A 13,747-nucleotide genomic window follows, 5' to 3' on the forward strand; every position below is an offset into this window, starting at 1 on the left:
TACTCCTATTTCATTTAATTATTTTTACATTCTGGATCGGCCAGTAGCTGATGATTGCTCGGCCAATAACCTTGCTTTCAGGAATCTCGCCCAAAATCCTACTATCCTTACTTGCCCGGCGGTTGTCCCCTAGTACAAAATAAGAACCTTGCGCAACTTTTCCATTTTTCAACTGATTTTTAGTATCATAATCATCCGTTAGATTACCATCTTTTAATTTTGCTTTATACCGATTCAAATATGGCTCTTCGTATTTTTTGCCATTGATAAAAAGCGTATCGTTATGGAAACGGATATGATCACCGGGCAGACCGATCACACGTTTAATATATTCTGTTCCATCATTTTCACGAAAAACGATCACATCAAAGCGGTCGATATTGGCAAATCGATTGATAATGACGCGATCATCATTATGAAGCGACGGCATCATCGAGATCCCGTCTACAAAAATAGGCACAAATAAATAAAAACGAATAATGGTTGCAAGGAGTATGGCAATAACGGCAGCCCAGATCCACGACCACAACCGCTTTAAATTTTTCTCTTTCATCTGACACCCTCGCTCTCAACCTCTATCTCTTATCTCTTTCATTATAAACGAAATAGAGCCCATTTAATAGACAAATCCGCGAAATTCCTTCGCGGATTTGTCTATTAAAATTGAATTATTTTCCCGTTGATATCTGTAGCATCAATAAAACTGAACACCCGGCTGTCTGAACTGCCGCTGCGGTTATCCCCTAATACAAAGTACTTGTGGGGAGGAACCTTGCTTTCGCCAGTGACCTGTTGCAAGCTAAACGTGGTCTCAAGGCGATCAGGGCTAATGGTCGTCTTTGTTCCTTTTTTCAAATATGGCTCTTTATACATCTTGTCATTCACATATAGATCACCATTTTCAAATCGAAGGGCATCGCCCGGCAAACCGATGACTCGTTTGATAAAGTGGCCATTCTTCCCAAATGCGGACGGCTCATTAAAAACGATGACATCAAAGCGCTTCGGTTTTGACAATTTTTCAATAAAAAGACGTTCTCCATTGTGATAAGTCGGCAACATGGAACTGCCGTCAACTTTAACTGGCGCGAGCACATACATTCTAAGTAGCAAGGCAAGCACAAATGCGATCATTAGCATAATAAGCCAGCTAAATAAACCACGTAGAAAAGGCCGTCTATTTGTTGTTATGCGCATCTATTTCTTCCTTTCCAAACGGTCATTCTTATCTCTTCTTAAAGAAAATCACTTTCCCCAAGACATTTTTCTGCTTAATGAAGCCGATATAACGGCTGTCTTTACTGATAGCACGATTATCGCCAAGTACAAATAGCTGTCCTTTTGGCACCGTCATGCCACTACTTCCTGGTATATCTTCCATCGTGAAGTTCTCTTTATTGCTGATCGTCGTTAAAAAGCCGCCAGCCAATTCTTCTTTTTCCGAATCCAGATATTTTTCCGGATATTTTTTGCCATTAATATAAAGTTGATCTGCCTTATACTCGATTTTATCTCCAGGAAGGCCGATCACACGCTTGATATATTCTTCTTTGGTATCATCCGGTGCAGGAAATACAATAATATCAAAACGTTTAGGTTTTGTTACTTTATTGATAAAAAGGTGTTCGCCATCATGTAACGTTGGGTCCATCGAGTGTCCATTGACAGTTACCGGTGAGATAAGGAAATATCGAACTCCGGCAGCAATGATTACAGCAATGACGATGACTTTTACCCAGCTCCATATATTCGCTGCTGTTGATTCAGTTTTTTTAGATTTTGCCATACAATTATTCCTTTCTAACAATTATGCTATAAAGTATACCATGATTGCTACCTTATGGAATACTAAAAACATGCAAATTATATAAAAAATGACATATACATAAAAAATGACAAAATTCTGCCATAAAGCAGAATTTTGTCGTTTTTTGTTTTAAGCGGAAGTTTTGATCGGAATCACAGAACCGTCCGCTAATTCGACTTGCGGTTCTTGGTTTCCTTCGACTGCTTCTTTGGTGATGACACATTTCTTGATATCATCACGAGAAGGGATCTCAAACATCACTTCTAGCATCAATTTCTCAATGATAGAACGAAGGCCACGTGCTCCTGTTTTTCTAGCGATTGCTTCTTTCGCGATCGCTTTTAGTGCTTCTGGCTCAAATTCGAGCGTTACGTCATCTAGTTCCAACATCTTCACGTATTGTTTCACAAGCGCGTTCTTTGGTTCTGTCAAAATCGACACTAAGGCTTCTTCATCCAATTGTTCCAATGTCGCAATAACTGGAAGACGACCGATGAACTCTGGGATCAGTCCAAAGCGAAGCAAATCTTCTGGAACGACTTTCGATAAATACGTTTCGTCTTCTTTCAATCTTTGGTTATCACTACCAAAACCGATCACTTTTTCACCCATGCGATTTTTGACGATTTGTTCTATACCGTCAAAAGCACCGCCGACAATGAAAAGAATGTTGCTTGTATCGATTTGGATAAATTCTTGTTGCGGGTGTTTTCTTCCTCCTTGAGGTGGAACACTTGCAACCGTTCCTTCTAAGATTTTCAGCAATGCTTGCTGAACGCCTTCACCAGAGACATCTCTTGTGATAGAAGGGTTTTCGGATTTACGTGCTACTTTATCGATCTCATCGATATAGATAATGCCCTTCTCCGCTTTTTCAACATCGAAATCAGCAGCTTGGATGAGTTTAAGCAAGATGTTTTCTACATCTTCCCCCACATATCCAGCTTCTGTAAGCGAAGTTGCATCCGCGATCGCAAATGGAACGTTCAAAATACGTGCCAACGTTTGGGCAAGCAAGGTTTTCCCGCTACCAGTCGGACCGATCAGACAGATATTACTTTTAGAAAGCTCTACTTCATCTTCGGAACCAAGACCGTTCACGCGTTTGTAGTGGTTATAGACCGCTACCGACAATGCTTTTTTCGCACGTTCTTGACCAATGACATATTCGCTAAGGATATTTCTGATTTCTTGTGGTTTTGGCACTTCGCCAAAATCTACGAATTCAGATGTGCCTAGCTCTTCTTCAATTATTTCGTTGCATAATTCGATACATTCGTCACAAATATATACACCTGGTCCTGCTACTAACTTACGAACCTGTTCTTGCGTTTTGCCGCAGAAAGAACATTTTAGCTGACCTTTTTCATCATTAAATTTAAACAAGACTTTCACCCCTCCACTTCTAAACTAGCGATTCTTTGTTGTTTATTCCATTATGATAGCATGTCTTCTTTCAAAATACTAATCATCTGTACTAAGGAAAACAGGGCATAAGTTGAACTCATGCCCTGCTCTTATTATTCATTAGCGCCAGATCTCGCTTTACTTCGCAACTTCTTTCGCGCTATCAACTAGCACTTCGATTGCTTTGCGGATTTTAAGATCTGCTTTAAGTTCTTTTAAGTCGCCTAATGCAGCACGAACAGCATCTTTTTCCATATTGTAGTTTTCAGCTAGTGTGGAAACTTCTTCGTCGATTTCTGCTTCTGCTGGTTCGATACCTTCTGCTTCTGCGATCGCTTCTAAAACAAGATTCATTTTAACGCGTTTTTCAGCATCTTGTTCCATTTGATCGTGCATGCCTTCAGCAGTTTGACCAGTGAATTGGTAGTACAATTCAGGCGTTAATCCTTGAGCTTGAAGATCTTGAGTGAAGTGGCTCATCAAGTGATCTGCTTCATGATGGATCATCGAGTGAGGGATCTCCACTTCTGCGTTTTCCACAGCTTTCGCAACAACTTCGTCTTGTTTCGCTTGTTTTACGCTGTCTTCTTTTGCTTCTTGCAGACGTTTTGTTACTTTTTCTTTTAATTCAGCTAAAGATTCTACTTCTTCGTCGATATCTTTTGCTAATTCATCATCTAATTCAGGAACTTCTTTTGTTTTTACTTCGTGTACTTTCACTTTGAAAACTGCTTCTTGACCAGCTAGGTCCTCCGCATGGTATTCTTCTGGGAAAGTAACCGTGATTTCTTTTTCATCGTCAGCTTTAAGACCAACTAATTGTTCTTCAAAACCTGGGATAAATTGGCCGGAACCGATTTCTAACGAATGGTTTTCCGCTTTTCCGCCTTCAAATGGTTCGCCGTCTTTGAATCCTTCAAAGTCTAAAACGACAGTGTCGCCATCAGTTGCAGCGTCTTCTTTGATCACAAGTTCTGCTTGACGTTCTTGCATGCTTTTAAGTTCTGCGTCCACTTCTTCATCTGTCAATGCTGGATCGCGTTTTTCTACTTCTAAGCCTTTATAATCGCCAAGTTTCACTTCAGGTTTCACAGTAACTTCTGCAGAAAGAACCCAAGTTTGATCTTTTTCCATTGATTCCACGTTTACTTGTGGTGTATCAACAGGATCGATACCAGCTTCGTCTACTGCATCGGAGTATACTTCAGGTAACAATATATCTAAAGCATCTTGATAAAGTGCTTCTTCACCAAAGCGTTGGTTGAAGATTTGACGCGGTACTTTTCCTTTACGGAATCCAGGTACATTCAAAGTTTTGCGTACTTTAACAAACGCTTTGTCTAACCCTTCTTTGATTTTGCTTTGTTCAATTTCAAAAGTAAGTGTACCCACGTTACCTTCTTTTTTTTCCCATTTCACTGACATGGTACAATTCCCTCCATCATCTATTAAATTCGATTTTTAAGCATCTTTCTTTTCTCATGACCTCACTTAGCCATACTAGTTTATAATAACACAGATTTTGATAGCTGAAAACTAGGAAGATCATTATGAGAGATTTTTTTGCTGCGCTTCTTCTAATTGTTCGATAAATTGCTGCGCTCGTTCCAATTCTTCCGTTTCGGCAATCCGTTTAATTGGCTGCGTATGATACATAGTCGAGATCCAATTATAATAGGCTTGTGCCCATAATGTTGGTTCTTCCGGTTCGAGTGAAAATGGATAGAGCAGGAATAAATGCTGCTGCACGATGTCCGTCACCTGCATCAGCAAACTCGGATTATCATTTTCCAAACTTTCTTTTAAAATGGAAAAGAATGTCTGGATAAATGGATTTTCTTCCATGATCGGTGTTTTCACTGGATTGAAAACCGCTTGACGCCCCAGTTTTTGCACGGTTATATTTTCATCGATATGGTTTTCCTGTAAGATCTCAAAAATAATCGACTGTACAAAGGGGGAAATGGTCTCTGTCTTTAAGAGCAGCCGAAAATCTGCAATGTACGAATCTATTTTTTCAAAACGAACATTTTGTAGAAATTGCAATTGTTCGGCAATATTCCAATCCAGAAAAGAGGAATACATTTCCTCACTACTAGCGGTCAATCTCTTGCGGGGAAAAGGAATTACGGTCGCCTGCTCCGCTTGGACGATTTTTTCTTCGGCCACGTATTTTCGTACTAATGTAAAATAAGTATCCATTTCGTCAGTCGCTAAGTATGTGGTTGATAATTCTCCCAATACCGCCTTACTGTAACCATTATCTGTTAAAAAAGCTTGGCCGATCTCTTTGGCATCGAGATAGTGCTTTCTTTCATTATAGTAACGGATCAGCAAATGCGTCAGAGCTTCAGAACTCGGATCATGGTAATAATTATCTTCTAGGTAGATCCCAACTTTGTCATATTCTGCTTCTGATAGCGTATCACTATGACCATCTGCAAATTTCATTACGATCGTGGGAAACCTTCTATTTTCATCCATTCTACAGAACTCCCTTGAGCTTGATTCGCTTTATTCTATGGGATAAAAAACACCTTGTCAAGCATCCGCACAAAAATGAGCAACTTGAAGAAAAACGATCAACTTCATCGTTTGACTGGCAAGCTGCCCATCGCTGAAAGTAATGGAAACATTTTTTTGATTTGCATATTTCACCATCAATATTTCATCAAAGTACTATTATTTCGTTTGGCCTTCTCCAAAGATGATATATTTGGTAGAAGTCAGTTCCGCCAGTCCCATCGGACCGCGAGCATGTAGTTTTTGTGTACTGATGCCGATCTCTGCTCCAAAACCAAATTCAAAACCATCTGTAAAGCGCGTCGAAGCATTGATATAAACAGCAGCAGAATCGATTTCACGATGAAAGATCCGGCCTGTAAAATAATCACGGGTAATAATCGCTTCGGAGTGTCCCGTACTATAAAGATTGATATGCTCGATTGCTTCATCCAATGAATCCACAGTTTTAACTGCAAGAATCAAATCGGAGAATTCGGCAGCATAATCTTCTGTCGTTGCTGCGACAGCCGTTTTGAGATAATGGCGAGCAGCTTTGTCTGCGCGGAGTTCTACTTGCTTTTCCTGCATCAGCGCTTCCATTTTAGGCAAAAACTCAGCAGCTACGGCTTCATGGACGACCACGGTTTCGCAGGCGTTGCAAACAGAGGGTCTAGAACATTTGGCACTAACTACTATCGAAACTGCCATATCGATATCTGCTTCCTTATCCACGTAGATATGACAATTGCCACTGCCCGTCTCAATAACAGGTACGGTAGCATTCTCAACGACCGTTCTAATCAAATTCGCACCGCCTCTTGGGATCAGCACATCGATGAGACCATTCAAGCGCATCATTTCTTGAGCAGTCTCTCTGGAAGCATCTGCCAGCTGGATAGATTCGACGGGAAATCCGTATGTTTGAAGGGTGGCTTGGATGACTTGAATAAGTACTGAGTTGGATCGATATGCATCGCTACCGCCTTTTAAAATCACGGCATTTCCTGATTTGAAGCATAAAACAGCGGCATCGACCGTCACATTTGGGCGCGACTCAAAGATAATACCGATAACACCGAGTGGTACCCGTTCTTTGCCGATCGTCAAACCATTCTCCGGTTTCCACATTCGATCTACTTCGCCGATTGGATCAGGCAATGCAGCCACATCACGTACCCCTTGTGCAATGCTCTCTAGCCGAGCGTGATCAAGCAGTAATCGATCCTGCATCGACGCGGACATACCATTTGCCTTCGCAGCTTCCAGATCCTTGGCATTCGCCGCCAGTATTTCTCTTTCTGCTTTTATAATATTTTGACTTAGTGTCAATAGCACTTCATCTTTTTCGCTTCTAGTAGCAGTTGCCAGACGCCGAGCAGCCTGCCGAGCTGACCTGCCTTGTTTGTTTAGATCTGCCATTTCATTCGCCTCCGATCATTTGCTTTCTTTTTGAAAACAGTGTGCCGTGCATTTCCCCATTGATTGCTGCAAAGATCAAGGCTGGATCTTGTCCATTGATAAGCAGCATTTGTTTATCAGCAGCTAGGCAGTATTCCGCAGCCAGCAGTTTGGTATACATGCCACCAGTTCCGAATACAGTCCCTTCACCGCCAGCAAGCTGTTTTAATGCTGGAGTGACTGCTGTTATCTCATGAAACATTTTCGCCTCCGGATTAACAAGCGGGTTTTCCTCATAAAAACCGTCAATATCGGAGAGCATGATCAAAATGTCCGCTTGGATCAACTTAGTCACAATAGCTGACAAACGGTCATTGTCGCCATATTTCGTTAAATGCTCGATTTCTTCCACTGCCACCGTATCGTTCTCATTGACAATCGGAATGATCCCCTTTTTAATCAATGTCTCCAAGGTATTGACAACATTTTCGCGACTTTGCGGGAAGTCAGTCACATCGCGAGTCAGCAAAACTTGTCCGGTCATATAGCCGTATTCTCCGAAAAACTTGCTGTAAAGATGCATGAGCTCTGTTTGTCCGACTGCAGCAACTGCCTGCTTTTCAGGGATCGTCTGCGGTTTGATCGATAGATTCAATTTATGGCAACCTACTCCGATCGCTCCCGAAGATACAAGAATGACTTCCTTACCTTCGTTCTTCAGATCGGCTAGAACACGGGCTAACTTTTCGATTGCCCGTAGATTGACATTCCCATTGTCATACATCAATGTACTAGTTCCAACTTTGACAACGATTCGTTCGCAGTTTTTTAGCGCGCTACGCATGCTCTTCTTCCCCTTTTCTTCTCACGATTTTAGTTTGAATTATAAACTAAAATCCAACCGATTACAAAGTATTTTTGAGCGAATTTTCAGGTATTTCACGCATTATTCATTTTTTTGTTGGGAATTTGAACGATATCTGGTATAATAAAAATAGATATTACGACGGAAAACACACGAAAACTGTAAAAATGATCTTTACAGCTTCCGTGTGTTTTTTATTTTTCATTTAATGTTTTTGCTTGCTCGAGAACAAATAACAATGATTCCCGCATGAAAGTAGCGATCTCCGGTGCTAGATCCTGGCCATTCAGCTTTAGTGAGCTGCTACCTTTCAAATCCATGCAAAGTCGTTCCAACTGGATATCTACATTTAAAACATTTCCCTGCGCATCTGTTTCATCGTCTTGTCCGATCAAGTAATCTACACTTACATCATAAAGCTCGGCAATGTTTGCAACCATTTGCAAGTCTGGCTCCCGTATTCCATACTCCCAATTGCCGTAGGTTGAAGGGGCTTTTAATCCTAATCTTCTTGCTGTTTCTGCTTTTGACCAACCTTGGTTCTCTCTAAGTAAAGTTAGTCGCTGACTTAATATAGGCATAGATTTCACTCCTTTGACCTACATTATATAATATCTTGGTCAATTTAACTATAATTCAACACAACAAGAATGTATAGTGATTTGACACATTCGTTTAGAGTTGTTATTATGAATAATATCACTCAATATGTGTTAAGGAGGCAGCACGATGAAACTATCAGCATCTAAGCAAATTAACATTGCTAAAATCAAACAGTTGCGTTTAGATCGGGGAATTACTCAAGCCTTTGTTGCAAGAAAAATGGGATATCGCTATACGAGCGGGTACAGCGCCATTGAAAGTGGTAAGGTTCGTTTATCCTATCGAAATGCGATCATTTTAAGTGAGATTTTGATGTGCGATATTCGGGAATTTTACGATTGATCTCTCGTCCGTCTTAAAGATAAATAAAAGAAACTGCTATCAGCTTGCCAAATATGGGTAGGCTGTTTTTTATTACTTTTTTGTGCCTATAGGAGAAAAAAGTCCGTACTTAGCAAAGGCATTGTTTACTTATATAATAATAATGGTATAACTACTAATAATAAGATAATGAGGTGTAAAAAGATGGAAATGAAATTAACAGGAAAAACAGCACTTGTTACTGGCTCAACAAAAGGAATCGGCCGTGCCATTGCCGAAGAATTAGCAAAAGAAGGTGTACACGTTATTGTTAATGGACGAAGTCAGTCGGATACAGCAGCAGTCGTAGAAGAACTGAAAAAAAGCTTTCCAGAAACAGAGCCTCGATCTGCGGCATATGACTTAGGTAAGACAGAAGATCAAACAGCCTTATTCGAGGCTTTTCCGGAAGTCGACATCCTTGTCAATAACATGGGGATCTTTCAACCAATGGATTACTATGATATCGATGATGACACGTGGAATCGCTTTTTCCATCTAAATGTCTTAGCTGGAAATGCACTGGCAAAATTTTATCTTCCCAAAATGCTGGATCGCAATTCTGGCAGAATTATCTTTATTGCCAGTGAAGAAGCCATCATGCCTTCTGGAGAAATGCCGCAATACAGTATGACGAAATCGATGCAACTCTCCCTTGCTAAAAGCCTATCCAAACTTACAAAAGGAACTAACGTAACTGTCAACACGGTGATGCCCGGCTCCACATTAACAGAAGGCGTGACGGATATGTTGAATGATATGTATCCGGATGACATGGAATTTACGGAAAAAGAACACGATTTCATGGTGAAGCATCGTCCCCTTTCGCAAATCGAGAAATTGATCAAGCCGGAAGAAATCGGCCGTTTGGTGACATTCATCAGTAGCCCACTAGCAACCGGGTTCAGTGGTGCGGCTATTCGAGCAGATGGCGGTATGGTCCCAACTATTTTCTAAGCTTATAACGAAAAACACTCCAAAAAATTATTTTTGGGGTGTTTTCCAAATTTATGTTACAAAAATTGCATATCAGTCCTATACTTTGGTACACTAGAGAGAGAATTGGTATTGCTAAGAAAAGGAGTGATTGGATGAAAAAAGGACTTTTTATGATGCTCATTTTATCGATACCTGTCTATTTGACGGTCTTGTTTATCCTTCAAATCTATAAGAAAAAGACGACGACCTATTTCCCATTAAAAAATGAATTTGCACATTGGACAAATAAGGAGGCTACCAAATGAAGAACGAGCAAAGTGAAAAACCACTTGTTATTAAAATCGTCATCGGCGTTTTACTCGGTTTACTGATACTTAATTTCATGCCGTTTATGGCGATTTTCTCCTGATTGGTTTGCTCTTAAAAAGGAAGCTTGTCAACTTTTTATTACTATGATATATTAATTTTGTAATATAGCTTTTTTATGGTGAGACAGTTAATGGCAAATCGATGCCTTAATGCTTTTTTGATAAAAAGACTCCGAATTACCGTCTTGGTTATTCTTTGGGGTCTTTTTTTATGCACAGAAAGGAGAAAAAAATGAAAAAAGAAACCGTATTGAACTTAATAAAAATTGTGGTTGGTGCTTTTCTATTTTCCTTGGCAGTGAATGTCTTTGCGATTCCTAGCCATTTAGGGGAAGGCGGCGTCACTGGCCTTACAATGCTGCTCTATTATCTAGTAGGGATCGCACCTGCGATCACAACCCTGATTTTCAATGGGATCCTAATGATTATTGGTTATCGTTACTTAGACCGCAGCACGATCCTATGGACGATCGTGGCAATCAGTTTTACAGCTATTTTCCTACATTTTACAGAACCACTTGCATTCCACCCGCACCAAACGATCATCGGCGCACTCGCTGCCGGATCTTTGATGGGAATTGGGATGGGGCTGATTATGAATGGCGGCGGAACAACAGCAGGAAGTGCGATTTTAGCAAAGATCGCCAATAAATACCTGGGCTGGAATACCAGCTATGCCCTTCTATTCTTTGATTTGATCGTGGTTATTCCGTCCGTTTTTGTTATTGGACTTGAAAATATGTTGCTAACGATCGTTTCCCTTTATATCTCCACCAAAGTATTAGATTTCATTTTGGAAGGCTATAACCCGAAAAAATCCGTTACGATCATTTCCGAGAAATACGAAGCGATCGCTGCGGATATCGATCAAGAATTGGAACGTGGCATCACTCTTTTCCATGGACAAGGCTATTATTTGAAACAAGATAAAATGATTCTGTATATCGTGATCAGCCGGGCACAACTTTTGCCGCTCACTAAAATCGTAAATCGTCATGATGATAAAGCCTTTTTCATCATCAATGATGCACAAAGTGTCGTTGGTGAAGGATTTACGAAGCAGATTACCAGCGAATAACCTCCCTTTTTTGTTATACTAGAGAAGCATTCTATTTTAAAAGTGAGGTAACAGTGATGAAAAATAGTTCTTATTCGTTAATTACCTTGCTTGTTATTGGCTGCATCTTTATTATTTTAGGGCTTATCAACATTGGGATTTCACTGTTTTGGGATTTTAGTAATTTTGAAAATATGGTGATCGGTATTATCATGCTCACAGTTGGGAGCATTGGGGTTTTATGTGCGTATTACTGGAATCAAAAGAAATAACCTCCGCTGCGTTGTGAACCACTACCCGTCAAGTAGACATGGTAAATAAAAAAATATTTACTCCTAGATTAATTCTAGGAGTTTTTATATGGCTATTTTTCTAAATTCTAGTGGAGTTAATCCATTAAATTTAGGGACATATCGTTTGTTTTGATAAAACTCTATATATTTTTCAATTCCTTTTTCTAATGAATCTAAAGTTTTAAATTTATATCGATAATAGTATTCTGATTTTAAAACACCCCAAAAAGACTCAATAGGCTGATTATCCAGGCACTTACTGACTCGAGACATACTTATAGTGAAATTTGAACTCTTACTTAATAAATTATATTCATTAGATGTATATTGAAACCCTCTATCACTATGAATGATAGGTGTTGCTTCAGGATTTAATTCTAAGGCTTTTTTTACAGTATCCATTACGAGTTTGTTATCATTTTTCGTACTAATGACATACGATACAATACTTAAATCATATCTATCTATAATCGCACTTATATACGCTTTTTGGTGATTACCATAAAACAAATAGCTGACATCAGTAAACCATTTTTTATTAGGTTTAGATGCTACAAAATCTCGACTAATCACATTTTCAAAAGTATGCTCTGGAACTGTTCTAACCCAGTCAGATCGTTTTTTACGAATTTCTGGATATAAATTCATAATTCTCATTAATCGACGAACCTTTTTAGAACTGATAGTTATATTGAGCTCTCTTTTTAGAGCACATTGAATACGCACAACACCAAAGGTTTTGTCTGATTCTTCAAAAATTCTTTTAATCTCTATTGCTAACTTCTCAATCTTGATTTCCTGTACTGATTTTTCTTTATTTAACCACTTATAGTAACCACTTCGACTTACACCTATTGAATCACAAAGACTTTTTATCTTATATCCTTTTGCTGTATGGAGCTCTAAAATCGTTTGGTAATAACTTTCTTTGTAGCTTAGTGAAAAAGTTTTTTGTTCCGATTGAGCTCTTGTAACTTTTTTTCAATATCAATTTCCATTTCTAAAAATTCATTACGGTCTCTTAATTTGTTGTTCTCCAGTTTTAATTTATCTATTTCTGATAACTCTTCAATGATTTGATTTCTGCCACGCTTATCCTGTAATCCTTGAATTCCTTTAGAATTATATTTTCTAATCCATGTATAAATTTGTTGATAAGAAACTCCATATTTTTTAATGGCTGCTTGATAGTTATAATTATGAGCTATTGTATATTGAACTATTTCTAGTCGTTCTTGTATGGATGTTTTCTTAGATGATTTTTTACTTTTCATAGTTGAAAGCCTACTCCCTGTATTTTTGAGTTCTTTCTGCCTATTATAGTTTTTTATCCATGCTTTTAAAACAGCCTTTGAAGAAATATTAAATTCTTCAACAGTTCCTAGGATAGATTTTCCATTTAAAATAACTCTTTTAACCGCTGCTATCTTTTCTTGATATGTATAACTATACTTTTTTCTATACGGTTTTAAAGATTCGGGACCAGACTTTTTATACTTTCTAACCCAGTCTGATAAAGTTCCACGATTCAGATTGTTTTCTTTGGCAACAGTAGTAACGGTTTTTCCATTTCTTATAATTTCATTAACTAAAAATACTCTGGTATCAAAATCAGTTCTATTCATGGTCATAAAAAATACACTCCTTATAAAGTTTAACTAGATTTTTTATTTCTAGTGTCTACTTTATAGGGAGTGTATCATTGGTCAGCGGAGGTTATTTTTATTTATCTGTATCCTTATTATTGGATCCAGAAAGATCCTGTTTTATTTGCGTAGTGGAGATTCCTTCTGTCCGTTCCAAGTAAATAACTTCGCAATAATCTTTTAAAAAATCGAATTTACCTTCCCAATCATTTCCCATTACAAAAATATCGATATCATGTGCTTGTACATCCGATATTTTTTGTTCCCAGTCATTTTCCGGAATGACTTCATCTACATAACGAATCGCTTCCAAAATAAGTTTGCGGTTCTCATAATTATGGAACGACTGCTTATGTTTGACAGCATTAAATTCATCAGTCGAGATCGCTACCACTAAATAATCGCCTAATGATTTTGCTCGTTTCAGTAAATTAATATGTCCCCAATGTAATAAATCAAACGTTCCATAAGTGATTACTTTTTTCATGCTGTCTCCTCC

At 38.8% G+C, this 13,747-nt stretch carries 17 protein-coding genes; 5 read left to right on the forward strand and 12 right to left on the reverse strand.

The annotated features are described in order from the left end of the window. Positions 1-10 precede the first annotated feature (10 nt). The 9 genes from sipZ to EL241_RS08260 form a co-directional block, all read right to left on the reverse strand. Positions 11-553, reverse strand: coding sequence for a type I signal peptidase SipZ (gene sipZ / locus EL241_RS08220; RefSeq protein ID WP_036106497.1), 543 nt, complete (start codon positions 551-553; stop codon positions 11-13). Between the two features lie 104 nt (positions 554-657). Beyond that, positions 658-1,197: a signal peptidase I gene (gene lepB / locus EL241_RS08225; RefSeq protein ID WP_036106495.1), complete on the reverse strand. Its 540-nt coding sequence runs from the start codon at positions 1,195-1,197 to the stop codon at positions 658-660. Positions 1,198-1,225: 28 nt separating this feature from the next. Beyond that, complete coding sequence (gene sipX / locus EL241_RS08230) at positions 1,226-1,786, reverse strand: type I signal peptidase SipX (protein ID WP_052009207.1); 561 nt, start codon at positions 1,784-1,786, stop codon at positions 1,226-1,228. A gap of 150 nt (positions 1,787-1,936) precedes the next feature. Further along, positions 1,937-3,193, reverse strand: coding sequence for an ATP-dependent protease ATP-binding subunit ClpX (gene clpX, locus EL241_RS08235; RefSeq protein WP_036106492.1), 1,257 nt, complete (start codon positions 3,191-3,193; stop codon positions 1,937-1,939). Positions 3,194-3,352: 159 nt separating this feature from the next. After that, complete coding sequence (gene tig, locus EL241_RS08240) at positions 3,353-4,639, reverse strand: trigger factor (protein ID WP_003755319.1); 1,287 nt, start codon at positions 4,637-4,639, stop codon at positions 3,353-3,355. Between the two features lie 123 nt (positions 4,640-4,762). Beyond that, positions 4,763-5,698, reverse strand: a complete 936-nt coding sequence (locus EL241_RS08245) for a hypothetical protein (RefSeq protein WP_036106490.1) — start codon at positions 5,696-5,698, stop codon at positions 4,763-4,765. A 198-nt stretch (positions 5,699-5,896) separates the two neighbouring features. After that, positions 5,897-7,138: a glutamate-5-semialdehyde dehydrogenase gene (locus tag EL241_RS08250; protein WP_036106487.1), complete on the reverse strand. Its 1,242-nt coding sequence runs from the start codon at positions 7,136-7,138 to the stop codon at positions 5,897-5,899. Position 7,139: 1 nt separating this feature from the next. Further along, positions 7,140-7,961 (reverse strand): glutamate 5-kinase, encoded by an 822-nt coding sequence (proB, locus tag EL241_RS08255; protein WP_003755312.1) that lies wholly within the window; start codon positions 7,959-7,961, stop codon positions 7,140-7,142. Positions 7,962-8,176: 215 nt separating this feature from the next. Continuing rightward, positions 8,177-8,563 carry a helix-turn-helix domain-containing protein gene (locus EL241_RS08260; protein ID WP_036106483.1) on the reverse strand — a complete coding sequence of 129 codons (387 nt, stop codon included), beginning with the start codon at positions 8,561-8,563 and terminating at the stop codon, positions 8,177-8,179. 148 nt (positions 8,564-8,711) lie between these two features. Between EL241_RS08260 and EL241_RS08265 the strand changes: the two genes are divergently transcribed. From EL241_RS08265 to EL241_RS08280, 5 genes are all read left to right on the forward strand, one after another. Continuing rightward, a complete protein-coding gene (locus EL241_RS08265) occupies positions 8,712-8,927 on the forward strand; it encodes a helix-turn-helix domain-containing protein (RefSeq protein ID WP_003755309.1) in 216 nt (71 codons plus the stop codon). Between the two features lie 183 nt (positions 8,928-9,110). Further along, complete coding sequence (locus EL241_RS08270) at positions 9,111-9,902, forward strand: SDR family NAD(P)-dependent oxidoreductase (RefSeq protein WP_036106480.1); 792 nt, start codon at positions 9,111-9,113, stop codon at positions 9,900-9,902. A 134-nt stretch (positions 9,903-10,036) separates the two neighbouring features. Further along, positions 10,037-10,189, forward strand: a complete 153-nt coding sequence (locus tag EL241_RS13650; protein ID WP_169308989.1) for a hypothetical protein — start codon at positions 10,037-10,039, stop codon at positions 10,187-10,189. A gap of 295 nt (positions 10,190-10,484) precedes the next feature. Further along, a complete protein-coding gene (locus EL241_RS08275) occupies positions 10,485-11,330 on the forward strand; it encodes a YitT family protein (protein WP_036106478.1) in 846 nt (281 codons plus the stop codon). Positions 11,331-11,386: 56 nt separating this feature from the next. Continuing rightward, positions 11,387-11,581 (forward strand): hypothetical protein, encoded by a 195-nt coding sequence (locus tag EL241_RS08280; protein WP_077912790.1) that lies wholly within the window; start codon positions 11,387-11,389, stop codon positions 11,579-11,581. A gap of 84 nt (positions 11,582-11,665) precedes the next feature. Here EL241_RS08280 and EL241_RS08285 read toward each other — a convergent pair whose 3' ends face one another. From EL241_RS08285 to tagD, 3 genes are all read right to left on the reverse strand, one after another. Further along, a complete protein-coding gene (locus EL241_RS08285; protein WP_126320499.1) occupies positions 11,666-12,511 on the reverse strand; it encodes an IS3 family transposase in 846 nt (281 codons plus the stop codon). Between the two features lie 26 nt (positions 12,512-12,537). Beyond that, a complete protein-coding gene (locus EL241_RS08290; RefSeq protein WP_036106475.1) occupies positions 12,538-13,233 on the reverse strand; it encodes a helix-turn-helix domain-containing protein in 696 nt (231 codons plus the stop codon). Between the two features lie 91 nt (positions 13,234-13,324). Further along, positions 13,325-13,735, reverse strand: coding sequence for a glycerol-3-phosphate cytidylyltransferase (gene tagD, locus EL241_RS08295; RefSeq protein WP_036106472.1), 411 nt, complete (start codon positions 13,733-13,735; stop codon positions 13,325-13,327). Positions 13,736-13,747 lie beyond the last annotated feature (12 nt).

Source organism: Listeria grayi (assembly GCF_900638015.1).
Taxonomy (GTDB): domain Bacteria; phylum Bacillota; class Bacilli; order Lactobacillales; family Listeriaceae; genus Listeria; species Listeria grayi.

Coding starts and splice junctions, on each gene's coding strand:
- sipZ (WP_036106497.1), bottom strand. CDS start 553: ATGAAAGAGAAAAATTTAAAGCGGTTGTGGTCGTGGATCTGGGCTGCC.
- lepB (WP_036106495.1), bottom strand. CDS start 1,197: ATGCGCATAACAACAAATAGACGGCCTTTTCTACGTGGTTTATTTAGC.
- sipX (WP_052009207.1), bottom strand. CDS start 1,786: ATGGCAAAATCTAAAAAAACTGAATCAACAGCAGCGAATATATGGAGC.
- tig (WP_003755319.1), bottom strand. CDS start 4,639: ATGTCAGTGAAATGGGAAAAAAAAGAAGGTAACGTGGGTACACTTACT.
- EL241_RS08245 (WP_036106490.1), bottom strand. CDS start 5,698: ATGGATGAAAATAGAAGGTTTCCCACGATCGTAATGAAATTTGCAGAT.
- EL241_RS08250 (WP_036106487.1), bottom strand. CDS start 7,138: ATGGCAGATCTAAACAAACAAGGCAGGTCAGCTCGGCAGGCTGCTCGG.
- proB (WP_003755312.1), bottom strand. CDS start 7,961: ATGCGTAGCGCGCTAAAAAACTGCGAACGAATCGTTGTCAAAGTTGGA.
- EL241_RS08260 (WP_036106483.1), bottom strand. CDS start 8,563: ATGCCTATATTAAGTCAGCGACTAACTTTACTTAGAGAGAACCAAGGT.
- EL241_RS08265 (WP_003755309.1), top strand. CDS start 8,712: ATGAAACTATCAGCATCTAAGCAAATTAACATTGCTAAAATCAAACAG.
- EL241_RS08270 (WP_036106480.1), top strand. CDS start 9,111: ATGGAAATGAAATTAACAGGAAAAACAGCACTTGTTACTGGCTCAACA.
- EL241_RS13650 (WP_169308989.1), top strand. CDS start 10,037: ATGAAAAAAGGACTTTTTATGATGCTCATTTTATCGATACCTGTCTAT.
- EL241_RS08275 (WP_036106478.1), top strand. CDS start 10,485: ATGAAAAAAGAAACCGTATTGAACTTAATAAAAATTGTGGTTGGTGCT.
- EL241_RS08280 (WP_077912790.1), top strand. CDS start 11,387: ATGAAAAATAGTTCTTATTCGTTAATTACCTTGCTTGTTATTGGCTGC.
- EL241_RS08290 (WP_036106475.1), bottom strand. CDS start 13,233: ATGACCATGAATAGAACTGATTTTGATACCAGAGTATTTTTAGTTAAT.
- tagD (WP_036106472.1), bottom strand. CDS start 13,735: ATGAAAAAAGTAATCACTTATGGAACGTTTGATTTATTACATTGGGGA.